General features: G+C 69.3%; 13 protein-coding genes. 4 read left to right on the top strand and 9 right to left on the bottom strand.

From position 1 onward, the window contains the following. The first annotated feature begins 100 nt into the window (after window positions 1-100). A complete protein-coding gene (locus HSX14_RS12905) occupies window positions 101-781 on the top strand; it encodes a heavy metal response regulator transcription factor (protein ID WP_173174380.1) in 681 nt (226 codons plus the stop codon). Further along, window positions 781-2,118, top strand: coding sequence for a heavy metal sensor histidine kinase (locus tag HSX14_RS12900; protein WP_173174382.1), 1,338 nt, complete (start codon window positions 781-783; stop codon window positions 2,116-2,118). Before HSX14_RS12905 ends, HSX14_RS12900 begins: the two co-directional genes overlap by 1 nt. Here the strand turns inward: HSX14_RS12900 and HSX14_RS12895 are convergent. The 3 genes from HSX14_RS12895 to HSX14_RS12885 all read right to left on the bottom strand — a co-directional run bounded on the left by HSX14_RS12895 (window position 2,107) and on the right by HSX14_RS12885 (window position 4,999). Continuing rightward, window positions 2,107-2,616, bottom strand: a complete 510-nt coding sequence (locus HSX14_RS12895) for a hypothetical protein (RefSeq protein ID WP_173174384.1) — start codon at window positions 2,614-2,616, stop codon at window positions 2,107-2,109. The two genes, HSX14_RS12900 and HSX14_RS12895, sit on opposite strands and share 12 nt — an antisense overlap. Before the next feature lie 84 nt (window positions 2,617-2,700). Beyond that, window positions 2,701-4,152, bottom strand: coding sequence for a WG repeat-containing protein (locus tag HSX14_RS12890; protein ID WP_173174386.1), 1,452 nt, complete (start codon window positions 4,150-4,152; stop codon window positions 2,701-2,703). A gap of 103 nt (window positions 4,153-4,255) precedes the next feature. Next, on the bottom strand, window positions 4,256-4,999 hold the full coding sequence (locus HSX14_RS12885; protein WP_173174388.1) for an SDR family oxidoreductase: 744 nt from the start codon (window positions 4,997-4,999) through the stop codon (window positions 4,256-4,258). A 391-nt stretch (window positions 5,000-5,390) separates the two neighbouring features. Here HSX14_RS12885 and HSX14_RS12880 point away from each other — a divergent pair, with 391 nt between their 5' ends. Further along, complete coding sequence (locus HSX14_RS12880; protein ID WP_173174390.1) at window positions 5,391-6,392, top strand: TRAP transporter substrate-binding protein; 1,002 nt, start codon at window positions 5,391-5,393, stop codon at window positions 6,390-6,392. Between the two features lie 6 nt (window positions 6,393-6,398). Here HSX14_RS12880 and HSX14_RS12875 read toward each other — a convergent pair whose 3' ends face one another. Continuing rightward, the gene (locus HSX14_RS12875; RefSeq protein WP_173174392.1) at window positions 6,399-7,595 is read right to left on the bottom strand and encodes a CynX/NimT family MFS transporter; all 1,197 of its coding nucleotides are present in this window, start codon (window positions 7,593-7,595) and stop codon (window positions 6,399-6,401) included. Next, the gene (locus HSX14_RS12870; RefSeq protein ID WP_173174394.1) at window positions 7,582-8,043 is read right to left on the bottom strand and encodes a nucleoside deaminase; all 462 of its coding nucleotides are present in this window, start codon (window positions 8,041-8,043) and stop codon (window positions 7,582-7,584) included. The genes HSX14_RS12875 and HSX14_RS12870 overlap by 14 nt, the downstream gene beginning before the upstream one ends. A gap of 102 nt (window positions 8,044-8,145) precedes the next feature. Here HSX14_RS12870 and HSX14_RS12865 point away from each other — a divergent pair, with 102 nt between their 5' ends. Further along, window positions 8,146-8,991, top strand: coding sequence for a LysR family transcriptional regulator (locus HSX14_RS12865; RefSeq protein WP_173174396.1), 846 nt, complete (start codon window positions 8,146-8,148; stop codon window positions 8,989-8,991). 386 nt (window positions 8,992-9,377) lie between these two features. Here the strand turns inward: HSX14_RS12865 and HSX14_RS12860 are convergent, their stop codons facing one another. From HSX14_RS12860 to HSX14_RS12845, 4 genes are all read right to left on the bottom strand, one after another. After that, the gene (locus tag HSX14_RS12860; protein ID WP_173174398.1) at window positions 9,378-10,865 is read right to left on the bottom strand and encodes an efflux transporter outer membrane subunit; all 1,488 of its coding nucleotides are present in this window, start codon (window positions 10,863-10,865) and stop codon (window positions 9,378-9,380) included. Beyond that, window positions 10,862-13,969 carry an efflux RND transporter permease subunit gene (locus tag HSX14_RS12855; RefSeq protein WP_173174400.1) on the bottom strand — a complete coding sequence of 1,036 codons (3,108 nt, stop codon included), beginning with the start codon at window positions 13,967-13,969 and terminating at the stop codon, window positions 10,862-10,864. Before HSX14_RS12855 ends, HSX14_RS12860 begins: the two co-directional genes overlap by 4 nt. Before the next feature lie 121 nt (window positions 13,970-14,090). After that, a complete protein-coding gene (locus HSX14_RS12850; RefSeq protein ID WP_173174402.1) occupies window positions 14,091-17,183 on the bottom strand; it encodes an MdtB/MuxB family multidrug efflux RND transporter permease subunit in 3,093 nt (1,030 codons plus the stop codon). Continuing rightward, complete coding sequence (locus tag HSX14_RS12845; protein WP_173174404.1) at window positions 17,180-18,469, bottom strand: MdtA/MuxA family multidrug efflux RND transporter periplasmic adaptor subunit; 1,290 nt, start codon at window positions 18,467-18,469, stop codon at window positions 17,180-17,182. The genes HSX14_RS12850 and HSX14_RS12845 overlap by 4 nt, the downstream gene beginning before the upstream one ends. Between the last annotated feature and the right edge of the window lie 148 nt (window positions 18,470-18,617).

Below are 18,617 nucleotides of genomic sequence, written 5' to 3'. Positions count from 1 at the left end.
CTGCCGCCTGGCTGACCGGAACATTACAACTTTGTCAGCAAGCCCCACCCGCAGCCGCCGGCGCGGTATAAAAGCAGCCATCGCCCACCCCGAGAGCCCCATGAAACTGCTGATAGTCGAAGACCAGCCCAAGACCGGCCAGTACCTGCGCCAGGGCCTGGGCGAGGCCGGCTTCCTCGTCGACCTCGCCAGCGACGGCATCGCCGGCCAGCACCTGGCCCTGACCGGCGACCACGACCTGATCATCCTCGACGTGATGCTCCCCGGCCGCGACGGCTGGCAGGTGCTGCGCACCCTGCGCGATGCCGGCCTGGAGACCCCGGTGCTGTTCCTCACCGCCCGCGACGCCGTGGAAGACCGCGTGCACGGCCTGGAGCTGGGTGCCGACGACTACCTGGTCAAGCCCTTCGCCTTCGCCGAGCTGCTGGCCCGCGTGCGCACCCTGCTGCGCCGGGGCAGCGCCGGCCAGCAGGACACCAGCCTGCAACTGGCCGACCTGCGCCTCGACCTGCTGCGCCGCCGGGTCGAGCGCGACGGCCAGCGCATCGACCTCACCGCCAAGGAATTCGCCCTGCTCGAACTGCTGCTGCGCCGCCACGGCGAGGTGCTGCCCAAGTCGCTGATCGCCTCCCAGGTCTGGGACATGAACTTCGACAGCGACACCAACGTCATCGAGGTCGCCATCCGCCGCCTGCGCGCCAAGGTCGACGACGCCTGGCCGACCAAGCTGATCCACACCGTGCGTGGCATGGGCTACGTGCTCGAGGCGCGGGACGCCTGATGCGCCGCCTGTCCCTCGGCGCCCGCCTCAGCCTGCTGTTCGCCGCCAGCACCGCCGCCGTCTCGCTGATCGCCGGCGTGCTCTTCGACCGCGCCAGCGAAGCCCACTTCATCGAGCTCGACCGCCAGTTGCTGGACGGCAAGGCCGAGGTGTTCCGCAGCATCCTCGGCCCCGCCCGCCAGCCCGGCGACCTGGCGCCCCATGAAGACCAGCTGCGCACGGAACTCGAGCGCCACCCCGACCTCGCCCTGCGCATCATCGGCGCCGACGGCGAACCCTGGTTCGACAGCCTGGCAGTGGCCAGCGCCGCCCACGACAGCCACGGCGACATCGCCTGGCGCCGCTTCGAAGCCCCGCTGGAGCCCGCGCGTGCGGACTCGCCACGGCTGGAGCTGCGCCTGGACATCACCCACCACCAGCACTTCCTCGAACGCATGCAACGGCTGATCTGGCTCACCGTCGGCCTCAGCGCCCTGGCCACCGCCCTGCTCGGCGCCTGGGCCGTGCGCAGCGGCCTGCGCCCCCTGCGGCGCATGGCCGAAGTGGCCGCCGGCGTCTCCGCCGACTCCCTCACCACCCGCCTCGCCGAAGACCCGGTGCCGCCCGAGCTGGCCGAACTGACCCGCGCCTTCAATGCCATGCTCGGCCGCCTGGACGATGCCTTCCAGCGCCTCTCGGCCTTCTCCAGCGACATCGCCCACGAGCTGCGCACGCCGCTGTCCAACCTGCTCACCCAGACCCAGGTGACCCTCGCCCAGCCGCGCGACGGCGACACCTACCGCGAAGCCCTGCACTCCAACCTGGAGGAGCTGCAGCACCTGGCGCAGATGGTCAACGACATGCTGTTCCTGGCCAAGGCCGAGCACGGCCTGCTGGCCACGCGCCTGGAGCCGCTGCAACTGGGCGAGGAGCTGGATGCCCTCGCGGAGTTCTTCGCGCCCCTGGCCGAGGACGGCCAGGTGAGCCTCACGCGCCAGGGCGACGCGCCGCTGCCCGCCGACCGTGCCATGCTGCGCCGCGCCCTGTCCAACCTCATCGACAACGCCCTGCGCTTCACCCCGCCGGGCGGCCACATCCGCCTGAGCGTGCAGCGCGAGGCCACGCGGGTGCGCCTGGAAGTGGCCAACGACGGTGCGCCGATCCCCGCCGAACTGCTGCCCCGGCTGTTCGACCGCTTCTTCCGCGCCGACCCGGCGCGCCGCGAAGGCCAGGCGGAACACGCCGGCCTCGGCCTGGCCATCACCCGCTCCATCGTCCACGCCCACGGCGGCAGCATCCGCTGCGAATCGGCCGGTGGCTGGACGCGCTTCGTGCTGGAGTTCCCCCTAGCGCCCTGAGTCGGGGCCGGCAGGCTTGCAGTCGTAGGCGAACAGCACATCCGTGCCCCAGGCCTGCCAGCACGACGCCTCCAGCACATAGGCCCTGCCATCGAAGCGCCAATCGGAAACGCCCTGCCCCTGGTCCGCATGGAGGCGCACCGGCGCATGGCCTTCGCTCAGCGCCCCGGCCACCCTCCCGAGCAGGCCCGCCCCTTCCAGCAGCAGGCGCGGCGCCCCGGCGGCGTCCATCTCGAACAGCCACTGGGCGTTGCTGCGCTGCACGTTCTGCGACACCAGGATGCCCGGCCTGCCCTGGCCCAGGTCGACCAGGCCGAAGCCCAGGCTCGCGTCGCCCCAGCCATCGCCCATGTCCTCGTCTTCGGGCGTGTAGCTGCCCGATTGCGACACCTGCTGGCGCAGGAGCGCCTGGGTTGCCGGCGGTACCGTGCCCGGGAGTTCGGGCAATGCCGAGCTGACTTCGCCTATCCCTGGCGGCGCCCAATGCGGGTCGCTCAACCCTTCCTCCAGCAGCGCCCGCTGGCACGCGGCATCAGCCTTGCAGTCACGCAAGCGCTGCGGCCAGGCCTCGACGGCAGCGGCTCACTGGAGGATGGAACGCTCCGGCGTCAGGCTGCCGTGCAGGCGCAACGCCATCTGCTGCGCTTTCGCGCGCAATTGATCGTCACTGCACAAACCCGCCCAGTCACCGCCCTGCCCGGCCAGCGCCACCCGCCGCTCCTCCGGCGAGAGGTAGTTCGCGCCGCTCAGCGCGCAGGGCAGGAAAGGCAGGGGCTCCGGCAACTGCTCCAGCTGCGGGTCGGCGAAGTGGCGCGCCAGCAGTTCGTCGTAACGGGCCAGCACCTGCCCGTCGCGGTCGATCAGCGCCTCGACCCCGCGCTCGTTGGCGAGCCCCAGGCTCACCACCGCCCGCCCCTGGTCGAAGTCCTCGATCACGGCGGCGTAGCTCGGGGCGATCACCCAGGCGCCCTGGTGATCGATGAAGCCCCACAGGTGATTCTGCGGCGAGCGCGCCGCCGCCAGGCCCTCGTGGAAGCCGTGGGCGTCCTCGAAATCGCCCGGCACCGGGTAGCGGCCGTCCGGCGCCATGAAGCGCACCGTGCTCGGCGATTGCACCTGCCCCAGGTTCTCGCCCGTGGGCAGGCGCACCGGCAGCAGGCCTTCGCGCACGCTCAGCTCCAGCGGTTCGCTGTATAGCCGGGGCGCCGGGCCGAACAGCGGTTTGCCCTGTGCATCCAAAAGGCCCCAGCCCCAGGGCCCGTCCGTGGCCATCACCCGCACGCCTTCGTTTAGGGCATGCACCTGGGTCACCTGCAGGTTCAGCCACTCGCTGAACAGCGCCGGCAGGTCCAGCTCCAGGGGCGGCACCGCCTCCAGCGCCTGGGCGCAGTCCCCCAGCGGGTGCTGGGCATCGGCCCCCGGCAGCGGCAGCCGCCCATCCGCCGGCAAGCGGCCCAGGGCGCGGGCGGAGCGGGTTTCCAGCACCCAGGCGTTGCAGCGCCCGGCCGCGCTCGCGCCCGGTTCCTGGCGGTTGCCGCTGCCGTCCATATAGAAGTTGCCCCGACCGCCATCGGGGGCCGCCAGGGTCTGGCCGCCCCGGTAGTCACGGAGGAAATACAGGCCCTCGGCGAGCGGGAAGGCCGGCTCGCCATCCAGGCCCAGGTAGCCGCAGAAGCGTCGTTCGGCCTCTTCGCGGCAGACCATCGCCCGCCCCTCGACGAAGGGCCGGGCGATGCTGAGCGAAGGCGCGACCAGCACCCGCCCGTCACCCTCGGCATAGCCCCAGAGGTCGTCACGCTTGAAGGCGAAGCGGCCGGCCTGCAACCCCCCGCCCACCTGCTGGAACAGTTGCGGCACGCGCAACGCCCCCTCCGCCGTCACCAGCATGCAATCGCCACCCAGGCGCTGGTCGACCGCCTCGTTCGCGCTCGACCAGCGCATCCCGCACAGCAGCTGCGATGCCGCCTCGGCCACGCCCGCGCCGCCCATCAGCAGCGTCATCGCCAGGCCCAGCGCCTTGCCTCCCTTCACCATGCCAACACTCCACCTGTATCGATCGACCGCCGAGCGGGATTCCGCGCCGCGACTGTACAGGGCTTGCAGGTGTTTTTCCCGGCTCCGATGGCGTTGAAGCGCTTCAGACGATGCCGCCGTTGACCCGCAGCGTCTGGCCGTTGATCCAGCCGCCCTCGTCACTGGCGAGAAAGGCCACCACACCGGCTATGTCCTCGGGGCGCCCGAGGCGCTGCAAGGGCGCCTGGTTGGCCAGGCGCTCCACCGTGCCGGGGTCCTTGCCATCGAGGAACAGCTCGGTGGCGGTCGGCCCCGGCGCCACGCAGTTGACCGTCACCCCGCGCCCGCGCAACTCCTTGGCGAACACCCGGCTCATCGCCTCCACCGCCGCCTTGGAGCCGGCATAGGCGGCGTACCCCGGCAGCGCCAGGCCCACCACGCTGGTGGAGAAATTGATGATCCGCCCGCCATCGCGCAGGCGCCTGGCCGCGAGCTTCATGGTGTTGAAGGTGCCCCGAGCGTTGACCGCGAAGATGCGATCGAACAGCGCCTCGCTGGTGTCGGCGAGATCGATCTGCCCGGGCTGGATGACGCCGGCATTGTTCACCAGCACGTCGAGGCCGCCGTACTCCATCTCGGCATGGTCGAACAGCGCGGCCACCGCCGCCGGGTCGCTGACGTCGGCGAGGATGGCGTAGGCCTTGCCGCCGGCCTGGGTGATCGACCTGACCACCTGCTCGGCGGCCTCGGGGCGGGCGGCGTAGTTGACCACGACCTGGAAGCCATCGAGGGCGAGGCGCAGGGCGATGGCGGCGCCTATTCCTCTCGATGCGCCCGTGACGAGCGCGGTTCTGGCAGGGTGCGACATGGAGCCCTCCGGGAAGGCCACGGCGACTTCAGGCAGGCCGGGCCTCCACTGGGTATAGCTGGCCGGGTCGCGACCGTCCTGCCGGTCATCCGCCAGGGGCAGGGGCGACGCGACCCGCCGACGACACGTCACCCCGGCACACGGCGATTTGCCAGAACTGAGCAGTGCTCCGCTCATTGGAGCGCCGGCTCTGGGAGATAATCGCCGGTCCGTCGCAGTCGATGGCCACCCGCCAGCCCCTGCCCGATACCGTACCGGCAAACTACCGGAGCGGGAACTACCATAACGACAAGGACTCAGCCGGACTCCCCCGATGGAAGCCGCTGTGCCTGCCGCCCTCGCCCACCCGCGAGGGCGCATTTATCTGCCCGATAACAAGAAAGGGACATCAATGATCAAGAAGTACATCGCCGTCCTGGCCTGCGTCCTCAGCCTGCCCATCGGCCACGCCGTGGCGGACGAAGCCCCCATCACCCTGCGCTTCTCCCACGTGGTCGCCGACGACACGCCCAAGGGCCAGGGTGCGCTCATGTTCCAGAAACTGGTCCAGGAGCGCCTCGGCGGCCAGGTGAAGGTGGAGGTCTACCCCAACTCCACCCTGTTCGGCGACGCCGACGAACTGCAGGCCCTGCAGGACGGCAAGGTGGACCTGCTGGCCCCGTCGCTGGCCAAGTTCGACCAGTACACCAAGCAGCTGCAGATCTTCGACCTGCCCTTCCTGTTCGACGACCTCGAAGCCGTCAACCGCTTCCAGAAGCGCGCCAAGGGCCGCCAGCTCCTGCGCTCCATGGAAGACAAGGGCATCGTCGGCCTGGCCTATTGGCACAACGGCATGAAGCAGATGTCGGCCAACCGCGCCCTGCACGCGCCGGCCGACGCCCGTGGCCTGTCCTTCCGCATCCAGGCCTCCGGGGTGCTCGAGGCGCAGTTCGCCCAGCTCGGCGCCAAGGCCGTGCCAATGCCCTTCGCCGAAGCCTTCGCGGCGCTGCAGAGCGGCAAGGTCCAGGGCACCGAGAACACCTGGTCCAACCTCTACAGCCAGAAGCTCAACACCGTGCAGCCCTTCATCACCGAGACCAACCACGGTGTGCTGGACTACATGCTGGTGACCAACTCGCGCACCTGGTACGCCATCCCGCACAAGACCCGCACCGAGCTGGAAGCGATCATCGACGAGGTCACCTTCGCGGTGAACCATGCCGCCGAGCAGCAGAACCAGGCCGACCGCCAGCGCATCCAGAGCAGCGGCAAGACCCAGCTGGTGCCCCTCAGCCCCGAGGAACGCCAGGCCTGGCGCACCGCCATGCAGCCGGTGTGGGAGCAGTTCACCCCCGAAATCGGCGCCGACATCGTCAAGGCCGCGCAGATCGTCAACCGCAAGCAGTCGCAGTAACCCGCCTCAGGCCCGGGCCGGCACCTCGCCGCCCGGCGCCATCCCATAGCTGGCCGGGCTGAACACCCGGGTCAGCGCCAGCATCGCCAGCACCATCACCACCAGCACCACCCAGGCACTGGTGAAGCTCCCGGTGACCTCCCGCAACCAGCCCGTCAACCAGGGCGAGACCGCATTGATCAGGAAGCCGACGCCCTGCACGAAGGCCGCCAGCTGCCCCGCCTCGCGCGGGTCGCGACGGTGGTCGAGGGTGAGGATCAGGCTCAGCGCGAAACAGGCGCCCAGGCCGAAGCCGATCAGCGCCACCCACAGCAGGGTGGCCTGCTGCGGCGCCCACACCAGGCCGGCGAACCCCACCGCCTGGGCGGCCAGGCACAGCGTCAGCAGCGGCCGGCGGTCGACGCCGCGCTGGGCCAGGGCCGGTATCGTCAGCGCCGCCAGCACCTGGAACAGCGTCATGAACGCCAGCAGGGAACCGCTGCGGGTCGGGCTCCAGCCCAACTGCTGATAGAAGGCCGGCAGCCAGGCCACCATGCTCATGTAGCCGCAGTTGATCAGCCCGAAGTACAGCGCCAGCAGCCAGGCCCGGCGATCCCCCAGAAGCCCTGGCCCAGCGCTTGCGCGCGGCGAATCGGCCCGCGCCAGCGGCAGGCGCAGCCACAGCAGCAACGCCAGCGCCGCCGGCACCAGCCAGAAACCCAGCCCCGCCTGCCAGTGGCCGAAATGGCTGGCCAGCACCGGGCTGAGCAGGGCCGACAGCCCGCCACCGCTCATCAGCGAGGCCGAATACAGCCCCATGGCCAGCGCCACGCGGCCGGCGAACTGGCGCTTGATCACCGCCGGCACCAGCGCCTGGATCAGCGCCACGCCGATGCCACCCAGCAGCGCCGTGCCCAGCAGCACATCCCCCCGGTCGCACAGCCAGCGGGCCAGGCAGGCACCGAAGATCAGCGCCAGCCCGATGGCCACGCCGCGCCGTTCGCCCAGGCGCGCCTCCAGGCGTACCGCCGCCAGCGCCACCAGGCCCATGCAGATCACCGGCAGCGTGGTCAGCAGCGCCGTGCCTTGGAAGCTCAGCCCGGTGGCCGCGCGTATCTCGCCCAGCAACGGGCTGACCGAGCCCAGGATCGGCCGCAGGTTCAGCCCCAGGGCCACCAGCAACAGCCAGGCGACGACCGGGGTGTGGGTTTCAACCTTGTGCATGCAGCTCCTTCCAGCGCCGGTAGAGCGCGGTGGCGCCCGCCTGGGGGAGGTGCAGCACCGGCAGGCGCTGCTGCGCCAGGGGCAGCGCCATCTGCTGGTAGATCCCCGCCGTGGACAGGCCGAAGGGCTCGCCCTCCTCATTGGCGATGGCGAACACCGCACGGCTCACGCCACTGAGGTGCATGGCGGCCAGGCACATCGGGCAGGGCTGGCCGCTGGCGTAGATCACGCAGCCATCCAGGCGCGGGCCCAGGGCGCGGCTGGCGGCGCGCATGGCCAGCAGCTCGGCGTGGGCGGTGGGGTCGCCGCTCTGGTGGATCTCGTTCACCGCCTCGGCCAGCACCTCGCCGTCCTTCACCAGCAGCGCACCGAAGGGCCGCCCGCCGCGCTCGACGTTGCCACGTGCCAGGTCGACGGCCCGTTGCAGGAACGCCTGGTCATCCGCCATGGGAATCTCCGAAAGTCAGGAAAACCTGCGGATTATGTCCAGCCGGCCAGGTATTCTAAAATTAAATATCACCATGCAAACCAGTGGCAGGAGGCATGCCTCATGTTCGACCCGCAACTCCTGCGCAGCTTCGTGGCGGTGGCCGACTGCGGCAACTTCACCCGCGCCGCCGAACGCCTGCACCTCACCCAGTCCACCGTCAGCCAGCAGGTTCGACGCCTGGAGGAAGACGCCGGTTGCCGCCTGCTCGATCGCAGCCAGCGTCGCGTGGTGGCCACGGTAGAGGGCGAGCGCCTGCTGGGCTACGCACGACGCATCCTCGCCCTGCAGGAAGAGGCGCGCGACGCCCTGGGCGACCTGGGAAGCGCCGGTGTGCTGCGCCTGGGCGTGCCCGAGGACTTCGCCGCCGAACGCCTGATGCCGTTGCTCGCCGCCTTCGCCGCCAACCACCCCGGCACGCGCCTGGAAGTCACCAGCGGCCTGGGCCCGGATCTGCGCCGTGCCTGGCAGGGCGGCGAATTCGACCTGCTGCTGGTCAAGCAGATGGGCGAGAGCGACGACTGCCTTGCCTCCTGGCCGGAGCCCATGGCCTGGTTCGACAGCCACCACAACCCGGCGCTGGGCCGCGAGCCCCTGCCCCTGGTGGCCTTCCCTGCCGGCGGCCTGTACCGCAACGAGATGCTCCACGGCCTCGACGTGCAGGGCCGCCGCTGGCGCATCGCCTACTCCAGCGCCAGCCTCGCCAGCGTCTGCTCCGCCGTCGCCGCCGGCCTCGGCATCAGCCTCCTGCCCCTGCGCGTCGCCACCGACCAGCACCGCGTACTCGACGCCGACAGCGGCCTGCCCGACATCCAGGGCGTACGCCTGGCCCTCTACAGCCGCCAAGGCCAGGGCAGCGCCGGCCGGGAGCTGGAAGAGCGCCTGATACAGCTTCTCGGCTCGATCTGAACGGTGCGGGGAAATGTAGGAGCGGTTTCAACCGCGATGCCCGGCACGGGTCCTTCGCGAATGAATTCGCTCCCACAACACAACACCGGGCATCCGCGACCAACCCACCTTCCCGTGGCGTAGGGTGGATGGCGCTCTTTTCATCCACCGAGCGAAGCCGATCCCATGCACGGAAGCTTGGGGAGCGCTGCGCACTCCTTGGCGACTGAAGTCGCCCCTACAAAGAGCTGCGATGTCGCCCCCACGCCGATACCCGCCCGTGGGAGCGAATTCATTCGCGATGGAATATCCGGCCACTCGCAGCCGGGAGCTGGCGGCGGGTCCTTCGCGGCTGAAGCCGCTCCCACAGGTTCGCGGGGGAATGGGTGACGGGCCAGCCGCCCCGCTCAGGGCGTCGGCTGGCCGTCGTCGTCGGAATCCACCTGCTCCAGCTTCGCCTGCTCCCAACCACCGCCCATGGCGGCGATGAGCTGGACGCTGGCGGTCAGGCGCGTGCCGGTGAGGGTGAGCACGGTGCGTTCGTTGGACAGCGCCGTGGCCTGGCTGGAGACCACGCTGCTGTAGTCCTGCAACCCGGCCTTGTACTGGTTGGTCACCAGGCGCAGGGCCTCGCGGGCGGACTCCAGGGCCTCCTGCTGCACGCCGCTCTCCTCCTCCAGCACGCTGAGCTGGACCAGGTAGTCCTCCACTTCGCGGAAGCTGTCGAGCACGGTCTGGCGGTAGCTGGCCACCGTCTGGTCGTAGCTGGCCTCGGCCTGGTCGACCTGGGAGCGAATCAGGCCGCCGTCGAACAGGTTGAGGGCGAACTCGGGGCCGATGGACCAGAAGCGGTTCGGCGTGCTGATCCAGTCGCTCAGGCCACCGCTGCGATAGCCCCCGGTGGCGCTGAGGTTGAGGCTGGGGTAGTAGGCGGCCTTGGACACGCCGATCTGCGCGTTGGCGGCGATCACCTTGCGCTCGGCGGAGGCCACGTCCGGGCGGCGCTCCAGCAGCTGCGACGGCACCAGCGCCGGCACCTGGGGCAGGCTCGGGACGCTGTCCACCTCGGCCAGGTCGAACTCGGAGGGCGGCACGCCGATCAGCACGGCGATGGCGTTCTCCAGTTGCGCGCGCTGGTACCTGAGGTCGATGGCCTGGGCCTGGGTGCTCTTGAGCTGGGTGCGCGCCTGGGCCACGTCGGCGCGGGTGACGATGCCGGCGCGGAACTGGTTCTCGGTGAGCTTCAGCGAACGCTCGTAGGCCTGCACGGTGGCATCGAGCAGGCGCTTCTGCGCATCCATCACCCGCAGTTGCAGGTAGTTCTGCGCCAGCTCGGATTGCTGGCTCAGGCGCACGGCGGCGAGGTCGGCGGCGCTGGCCTGCATGCTCGCACTGTCGGCTTCCAGCTGGCGACGCAGCTTGCCCCAGAGGTCCAGCTCCCAGCTCACGCCGAGGGTGGCGCTGTAGCTGTTGGAGATGCCGCCGCTGCCACCGCTGGTGACGGTGGAGCCATCGGACAGGCGCACGGTGCTGCTGCTCCCGCCCTGGCCGGAGCGGGTCTTGCTGGCGTTGGCGCTCACAGAGGGGAAGAACGAGGCGCGCGCGCCACGGGCCAGCGCCTGGGCCTGGCGGAACTGGGCGACGGACTGCGCCAGGGTCTGGTTGGAGGTTTCCAGGCGCTGCTGCAGGTCGTTGAGGGTGGCGTCGCCGTACAGCTCCCACCAGGCGCCACGGGCCAGGGCATCGGCCGGCGCGGCGGCCTTCCAGCCTTCGGCGTGCTTGAAGCGGGCGGGCACGGCATGGTCGGGCTGCTGGTAATCCGGCCCCACGGCACAACCGGCCAGGGCGATGGCCAGGGCCAGCACCGGGAAAAGACGGCGGGTTTGCGGACTCATAGCGGTGTCTCCAGCGAAGCGTCGGTACGCACGCCGCGCCAGCGGTTGAAGCGATGGCGCAGGCGGTCGAGGTACAGGTAGACCACGGGGGTGGTGTAGAGGGTGAGGATCTGGCTCAGCACCAGGCCGCCGATGATGGTCACGCCCAGCGGCTGGCGCATCTCCGCGCCTTCCGCGCCACCGATCAGCAGCGGCACCGCGCCGAGGATGGCGGCCAGGGTGGTCATCAGGATCGGTCGCAGGCGCAGCAGGCAGGCGCGGTGGATCGACTCGGCCGGCGACAGGCCGTCGTTGCGTTCCAGCTGCAGCGCCAGGTCGATCATCAGGATGGCGTTCTTCTTGACGATGCCGATGAGCAGGAACAGCCCCAGCAGCGAGATCAGGCTGAACTCGCCGCCGATCAGCTGGATGGTCAGCAACGCGCCCACCCCCGCCGACGGCAGCGTCGAGAGAATGGTCAGCGGGTGGATATAGCTCTCGTAGAGGATGCCCAGCACCAGATACACCAGCACCAGGGCGGCGAGGATCATCCACGGTTGGTTCTCCTGGCTGCTGGCGAAGGCGTCGGCGGTGCCGCCCAGGCGCGCGACCACCGAGCTGGGCATGCCGATGGCCGCGACCGCCTTCTCGATGGCCACGGTGGCCTGGTCCAGGCTCACGCCCGGTGCCAGGTCGAAGGAGATGCTTTCCGAGGCGAACTGGCCCTCGTGGTTGACCCGGTCCTCCTCCAGGCTGCGCTCGTAGTGGGCGAAGCTCGACAGAGGCACGCGCTGGCCGTCGGCGGTGATCACCTGCACCTGTTCGAGGGTCGCCGGGTCGCGGGCGTATTTCGGGTTGACCTCCATCACCACCTGGTACTGGTTGAGGCTGTCGTAGATGGTGGAGATCTGCCGCTGGCTGTAGGCGTTGTTGAGCACCGCCGTGACCATGTTCATGTCGATGCCCAGGCGCTTGGCCGTCTCGCGGTCGACCTTCAGCGTCACCTGCTGCGCGCCCTCGCCTTCCTTCGCGTCGATGGCGGTGAGCTCCGGCAGGGCCTTCAGCGCGGCGGTCACCTGCGGCAGCCAGGTGCGCAGGTCACCCAGGTCCTCGGCCTGCAGCACGTACTCGTACTCGGAGCTGCGCTGCTCGCGGGAGCCGCCGGTCATGATGTCCTGGTCGGCCATCAGCATCAGCCGGCCACCGGGCACCAGCGGCATCTCCTTGCGCAACCGCTCGATGACCTTCTGCGCCGACAGCCCGCGCTCCTTGATCGGCTTCAGGCGCACAATCATGAAGGCGTTGTTGATGCCGCCGCTGCCGCCGATGAAGCCGGCGACGCTCTCCACCGCCGGGTCCTTGAGCACGGCGCGGCGGAAGATCTCCATCTTCGGCTGCATCACGGTGAACGACAGGCCGTCGTCGCCACGGATGAAGCCGATCAACTGCCCGGTGTCCTGCTGCGGCAGGAAGGTCTTGGGCACGATCACGTAGAGCGCGACGTTGAGGCCGATGGTGATGAACAGGCTGAGCAGGGTCAGGCGCGGGTGGCGCAGGGCCCAGCCGAGGCTCACGTCATAGAGCCGCGTCATGCGCTCGTGGATGGCCTCGCTCCAGCGCTGCATGGGGCTGTCCTTGTCCGGCACGTGGGGCTTGAGCCAGCGCGCGCAGAGCATCGGGGTCAGCGTCAGCGACACCAGCAGCGACACCAGGATGGCCGCCGCCAGGGTCAGGGAGAACTCGCGGAACATGCGGTCGATGATGCCGCCCATGAACAGGATGGAGACGAACACCACCACCAGCGACAGGTTCATCGACAGCAGGGTGAAGCCCACCTCGCGGGTGCCCTGCAACGCCGCCTTGAACGGCGGCATGCCGTCGTTGATGTGCCGCGAGATGTTCTCCAGCACCACGATGGCGTCGTCCACCACCAGCCCGGCGGCGAGGATCAGCGCCATCAGCGACAGCACGTTGAGGGAGAAGCCGCACAGGTACATCACCGCGAAGGTGCCCACCAGCGACACCGGCACCGCCAGCGCCGGGATCAGCGAGGCGCGCAGGCTGCCGAGGAACAGGTAGACCACCAGTATCACCAGGGCCACGGCGATCAGCAGGGTGCGCTCGGCCTCGTGCAGGGTGGCGCGGATCACCGGCGAGCGGTCCATCGCCTGGTTCAGCTTGACGCTGGCCGGCAGCACCGCCTGCAGGCTCGGCAACTGCGCCTTGATGCTTTCGATGGTTTCGATGATGTTGGCGCCGGCCTGGCGGTTGATCACCAGCAGCACCGCGTTCTCGTCGTTGAAGAAACCGCTGTTGTAGCGGTCCTCCACCGCGTCGCGCACCTTGGCCACATCGCCCAGGCGCAGGGCCGAGCCCTCCTGGTAGCGGAGGATCAGCGGCGCGTAGTCGGCGGCCTTCTCCAACTGGTCGCTGGCACCCACCTGCCAGTGGCGCCCGTCGTCCTCCACCGCCCCCTTGGGCCGGCGCTGGTTGGCGGCAGCGATGCGGCTGCGCACCTCGTCGAGCGACAGGCCGTACTGGTTGAGCAGCTGCGGCTCCAGCTCCACCCGCACCGCCGGCAGCGAACTGCCGCCGATCTGCACCTCGCCCACGCCCTTAACCTGCGACAGGCTCTGCGCCAGGATGGTCGAGGCCAGGTCGTACAGCTGGCCCTTCTCCAGCACGTCGGAGGTCAGCGACAGCACCATGATCGGCGCCTGGGACGGGTTGACCTTCTTGTAGGTGGGCATGCTGCGCATGCCGCTGGGCAGCAGGTTGCGCGAGGCATTGATGGCCGCCTGCACGTCACGCGCGGCGCCGTTGATGTCACGGTCCAGGTCGAACTGGATGATGATCCGCGTCGAGCCCTGGCTGGTGCGGCTGGTCATCTGCGTGACGCCGGACATGGTCCCCAGCGAACGCTCCAGTGGCGTGGTCACGCTCGACGCCATGATCTCCGGGCTCGCCCCGGGCAGGCTCGCCTGCACCGTGATCACCGGGAAATCCATCTGCGGCAGCGGCGACACCGGCAACAAACCGAAGCTCATGCCGCCCAGCAGCATGATCGCCAGGCTCAGCAGCATGGTGGCGACGGGGCGGTGGATGAAGGGAGCAGACAAGTTCATGGCTGAACGCAGCTCCAAGCGGCAAGCTTCAAGCCGCAAGAAAAGAGCAGGCCAACACCGGCCTCATCAGCCGCACACAACCACTTGCAGCTTGTGGCTTGCAGCTTGCCGCTGACGCCCATCACACCACCTCCCCGGTGGCCTGGCGGTTCCAGCGCCGCGACAACCGATCGAAAGCGAGATAGATCACGGGCGTCGTAAACAACGTCAGCACCTGGCTCACCAGCAGGCCGCCGACCATCACCAGGCCCAGGGGCTGGCGCAGTTCGGCGCCGGAGCCGGTGGCGAGCATCAGCGGCACGGCGCCGAACAGCGCGGCCAGGGTGGTCATCAGGATCGGCCGGAAGCGCAGCAGCGCGGCCTGGTAGATGGCGTCCTCGGGGGCCATGCCCTGGTTGCGTTCGGCGTCGAGGGCGAAGTCGATCATCATGATCGCGTTCTTCTTGACGATGCCGATCAGCAGGATGATGCCGATGATGGCGATCAGGCCCAGGTCGTTGCCCGACAGCAGCAGCGCCAGCAAGGCGCCGACGCCCGCCGAGGGCAGCGTGGAAAGGATGGTGATCGGGTGGATGTAGCTCTCGTAGAGCACGCCGAGGACGATGTACATGGTCACCACCGCCGCCAGGATCAGCAGCAGCGTGCTCGACAGCGAGGCCTCGAAGGCCGCCGCCGCGCCCTGGAAGCGGGTCTGGATGCCTTCGGGCATGCCGATCGCCTGCTGCACCCGCTCGATCACCTGCACCGCCTCGCCCAGGGCGACGCCGGGAGCCAGGTTGAACGACAGGTTCACCGCCGGGAACTGGCCGATGTGGTTGATCGCCAGCTCCGTCTGCCGCTCCTCGATGCGCGCCAGGGTCGACAGCGGCACCTGCACGCCGTCAGTGCCGGCGACGCGCAGCTGCTGCAGCGCCTGCGGGCCGATGCGGTCACCCGTGGCGGACTCCAGCACCACGCGGTACTGGCTGGCCTGGGTGAAGATGGTGGAGATCTGCCGCTGGCCGAAGGCGTCGTAGAGCGCATCGGTGATGGCCGAGACTTCCACGCCCAGGCGCCCGGCCATGTCGCGGTCGATGTCCAGGTACACCTGCAGGCCCTTGTCCTGCAGGTCGCTGGCCACATCCGAAAGCTCCGGCTGCTGGCTCAGGGCGTCCACCAGCTTGCCGGTCCACTCGCGCAGCAGCTCGGCGTCCGGGGACTCCATGCTGAACTGGAACTGGGTTCGGCTGACCCGGTCCTCGATGGTCAGGTCCTGCACCGGCTGCAGGTACAGGCGGATGTCGCTGAGCTTGTCCAGCTGCGGCTGCAGGCGCTGGATCACCTCGCTGGCGGTCAGGTCACGCTCGCCGTGGGGCTTGAGGTTGATCAGCATGCGCCCGCTGTTGAGGGTGACGTTGTCGCCGTCGACGCCGATGTACGAAGTCAGGCTGGCCACCGCCGGGTCCTTCAGCACCAGTTCGGCGAGGCGCTGCTGACGCTCGCTCATGGCGCGGAACGACACCGATTGCGGCGCCTCGGTGATGCCCTGGATCACGCCCGTGTCCTGCACCGGGAAGAAGCCCTTGGGCACCGCCAGGTACAGCACCACGGTCAGCGCCAGGGTGGCGACGGCCACCAGCAGGGTCAGCGCCTGGTGGCGCAGCACCCAGCGCAGGCCGTGGGAATAGCGCTCGATCATGCCGTCGATGAAGGCGCCGCTGGCGCGGTAGAAACGGCCCTGCTCCTTCTCCTCCGGCTCGGGCTTGAGCAGCCGCGCGCACATCATCGGCGTCAGGGTCAGCGACACCACCAGGGAGATCAGGATGGCCACCGCCAGGGTGATGGCGAACTCGCGGAACAGCCGGCCCACCACGTCGGCCATGAACAGCAGCGGGATCAGCACCGCGATCAGCGAGAAGGTCAGGGAGATCAGCGTGAAGCCGATCTGCCGGGCGCCCTTGAGCGCGGACTCCAGCGGCGTGGCGCCCTCCTCCAGGTGGCGGGCGATGTTCTCCAGCATGACGATGGCGTCATCCACCACGAAGCCAGTGGCGATGGTCAGGGCCATCAGCGTCAGGTTGTTCACCGAGAAGCCGGCCAGGTACATCACCCCGAAGGTGCCCACCAGGGACAGCGGCACGGCGATGGACGGGATCAGCGTGGCACTGACCCGGCGCAGGAACAGGAAGGTCACCATCACCACCAGGGCGATGGCGATCAACAGCTCGTGCTGCACGTCGGTGACCGAGGCGCGGATGGTCTGGGTGCGGTCGGTGAGCACCACCACGTCCAGGCCCGCCGGCAGGTTGGCGGTCATCTTCGGCAGCAGTTCCTGGATGCGGTCGACCACCTCGATGACGTTGGCGCCGGGCTGGCGCTGGATGTTCAGCAGCACCGCCTCGTTCTGGTTGGCCCAGGCGGCCAGGCGTTCGTTCTCCGCGCCTTCGACTATGGTCGCCACGTCCTTCAGGCGCAGCGCCGCACCGTTCTTGTAGGCGAGGATGAGGTTGGCGTACTCCTCCGGTGACTTCAGCTGGTCATTGGCGTCCAGCATCGAGGTGCGCGTCGGGCCGTCGAAGTTGCCCTTGGGCTGGTTGACGTTGGAGGCGCTGACCAGCGAGCGCACGTCCGAGAGGTTCAGGCCATTGGCGGCGAGCGCCTCGGGGTTGACCTTGATGCGCACCGCCTGGCGCTGGCCGCCGGCGATGCTGACCATGCCGACGCCGCTGATCTGCGACAGCTTCTGCGCCATGCGCGTGTCGACCAGGGTGTGCAGCTGCGGCAGCGGCAGGGTCCTGGAGCTCACCGCCAGGGTCAGCACCGGGGTGTCGGCGGGGTTGACCTTGTTGTAGACCGGCGGCGCCGGCAGGTCGTTGGGCAGCAGGTTGGTGGCCGCGTTGATCGCCGCCTGGACCTCCTGCTCGGCCACGTCCAGCTGCACCTCCAGGCTGAAGCGCAGGGTGATCACCGAGGCGCCGCCGGAGCTGGTGGACGACATCTGCGTCAGCCCCGGCATCTGCCCGAACTGGCGTTCCAGCGGTGCGGTCACGGCACTGGTCATCACGTCCGGGCTGGCCCCCGGGTAGAGCGTCATCACGCGGATGGTCGGGTAGTCCACCTCCGGCAGCGCCGAGACCGGCAGCAGGCGGTAGGCGATCAGGCCGGCCAGCAGGATCGCCAGCATGCTCAGCGTGGTGGCGACCGGCCGCAGGATGAACAGGCGGGAGATGTTCATACGCCGCCTTTTTCAGCCTTGTCGCCCTGCAGGGCGCCCTTGTCCGCGCCTTGCAGCTGCTCGCTGGGTTGCGCCGGCACCTGGTCGCTGTCATGCACCACCTCCACCTCACTGCCGTCGCGCAGGCGGTCGGTGCCTTCCAGCACCACGCGCTCGCCGGCCTTGAGCCCGGCCTTGATCACGGTGCGCTCGCCATCGCTCGGGCCGGTTTCCAGGGCCTGCACGCGGACCTTCTTGTCGCCGTCCATCACGTAGGCGAAGGTGCCCTGGTTGCCGAACTGCACGGCGGCGGACGGGATCATCACCGCCTGCCTGAGGGTGTCGGCCAGCAGGCGCACGTTGACGAACTGGTTGGGGAACAGCGTCTCGCCCTCGTTGGCAAAACGTGCCTTGAACTTCAGGGTGCCGGTGGCGGTGTCGATCTGGTTGTCCAGGCTCTGCAGCACGCCCTCGGCCTGCTTCAGGGTGTCGCCACGGTCCCAGGCCTCCACCGCCATGGAATCACCGGCGCGGAAGCGCGTGACCACCGAGGGCAGCTGGTTCTCCGGCAGGGTGAAGGTGACGCTGATGGGCTTGGTCTGGGTGATCACCACCAGCGGCGTGGTGTCGCCGGAGCTGACCTGGTTGCCCAGGTCCACCTGGCGCAGGCCGACGCGGCCGGTCACCGGGGCGCGCACCTGGGTGAAGCTGAGGTTGAGCTTGGCATCGGCCACCGCCGCCTGGTTGGCCTTCACCGTGCCCTTGTACTGGCCCACCAGGGCCTCCTGGGTGTCCAGGGTCTGCTTGGCGATGCTGTCCTCGGCGTAGAGGCCGCGGTAGCGGGCCAGGTCGATCTCGGCATTCTTCAGCTGCGCCTGGTTCTGCAGCAGCGTGCCCTCCGCCTGCTGCAACGCCACCTCATAGGGGCGCGGGTCGATCACCGCCAGCAGGTCGCCGGCCTTCACCTGCTGGCCTTCCTCGAAGGCCAGCTTCATCACCTCGCCGTTGACCCGGCTGCGCACGTTCACCGTGTTCAGCGAGGTCACGGTACCCAGCGCCTTGTAGAACACCGGGAAATCGCCCTGGCTCGCGGCCGCCACGCGTACCGGCACCGGCCCGCCGAATGCACCGAAGCCCGGGCGCGCCATGCCGGCGGGGCCGGGGCGGGTGCGGCTCGCCTCCGCGTCCTGATGCTTGGACGAGGCCGGCCAGAACCACCACACCAGCGCCACCAGGGCGGCCAGGCAGAGGGCGATGATCAGCCAGTTGCGGGAACGAGGGGAGCGGGAGTCTTGTATCGGGGACATGATTAAAGGTCGGTCTGTGCGAGAGCGTGCACGATAAGCACTCGGCGCCCCGAGGCAAAGCCTCTTTACCGCCTATTTACCCATTCCTTACCCCAGCGAGGGCGCGGCCTTGAGCGGTGGCGGCCCTTGGCGGCGCGCTGCGCAAATG

This window comes from Pseudomonas tohonis, from assembly GCF_012767755.2.
Lineage (GTDB): Bacteria > Pseudomonadota > Gammaproteobacteria > Pseudomonadales > Pseudomonadaceae > Metapseudomonas > Metapseudomonas tohonis.
Note: the sequence above shows the minus strand (reverse complement) of the source record. Positions and strands in the feature narration are given on the sequence as shown.

What these genes read in the sequence shown, in the direction of transcription:
- HSX14_RS12855 (WP_173174400.1), bottom strand. Translation starts at nt 13,969, where the DNA reads ATGAACTTGTCTGCTCCCTTCATCCACCGCCCCGTCGCCACCATGCTG.
- HSX14_RS12900 (WP_173174382.1), top strand. Translation starts at nt 781, where the DNA reads ATGCGCCGCCTGTCCCTCGGCGCCCGCCTCAGCCTGCTGTTCGCCGCC.
- HSX14_RS12890 (WP_173174386.1), bottom strand. Translation starts at nt 4,152, where the DNA reads ATGGTGAAGGGAGGCAAGGCGCTGGGCCTGGCGATGACGCTGCTGATG.
- HSX14_RS12860 (WP_173174398.1), bottom strand. Translation starts at nt 10,865, where the DNA reads ATGAGTCCGCAAACCCGCCGTCTTTTCCCGGTGCTGGCCCTGGCCATC.
- HSX14_RS12905 (WP_173174380.1), top strand. Translation starts at nt 101, where the DNA reads ATGAAACTGCTGATAGTCGAAGACCAGCCCAAGACCGGCCAGTACCTG.
- HSX14_RS12865 (WP_173174396.1), top strand. Translation starts at nt 8,146, where the DNA reads ATGTTCGACCCGCAACTCCTGCGCAGCTTCGTGGCGGTGGCCGACTGC.
- HSX14_RS12885 (WP_173174388.1), bottom strand. Translation starts at nt 4,999, where the DNA reads ATGTCGCACCCTGCCAGAACCGCGCTCGTCACGGGCGCATCGAGAGGA.
- HSX14_RS12845 (WP_173174404.1), bottom strand. Translation starts at nt 18,469, where the DNA reads ATGTCCCCGATACAAGACTCCCGCTCCCCTCGTTCCCGCAACTGGCTG.
- HSX14_RS12850 (WP_173174402.1), bottom strand. Translation starts at nt 17,183, where the DNA reads ATGAACATCTCCCGCCTGTTCATCCTGCGGCCGGTCGCCACCACGCTG.
- HSX14_RS12880 (WP_173174390.1), top strand. Translation starts at nt 5,391, where the DNA reads ATGATCAAGAAGTACATCGCCGTCCTGGCCTGCGTCCTCAGCCTGCCC.
- HSX14_RS12875 (WP_173174392.1), bottom strand. Translation starts at nt 7,595, where the DNA reads ATGCACAAGGTTGAAACCCACACCCCGGTCGTCGCCTGGCTGTTGCTG.
- HSX14_RS12870 (WP_173174394.1), bottom strand. Translation starts at nt 8,043, where the DNA reads ATGGCGGATGACCAGGCGTTCCTGCAACGGGCCGTCGACCTGGCACGT.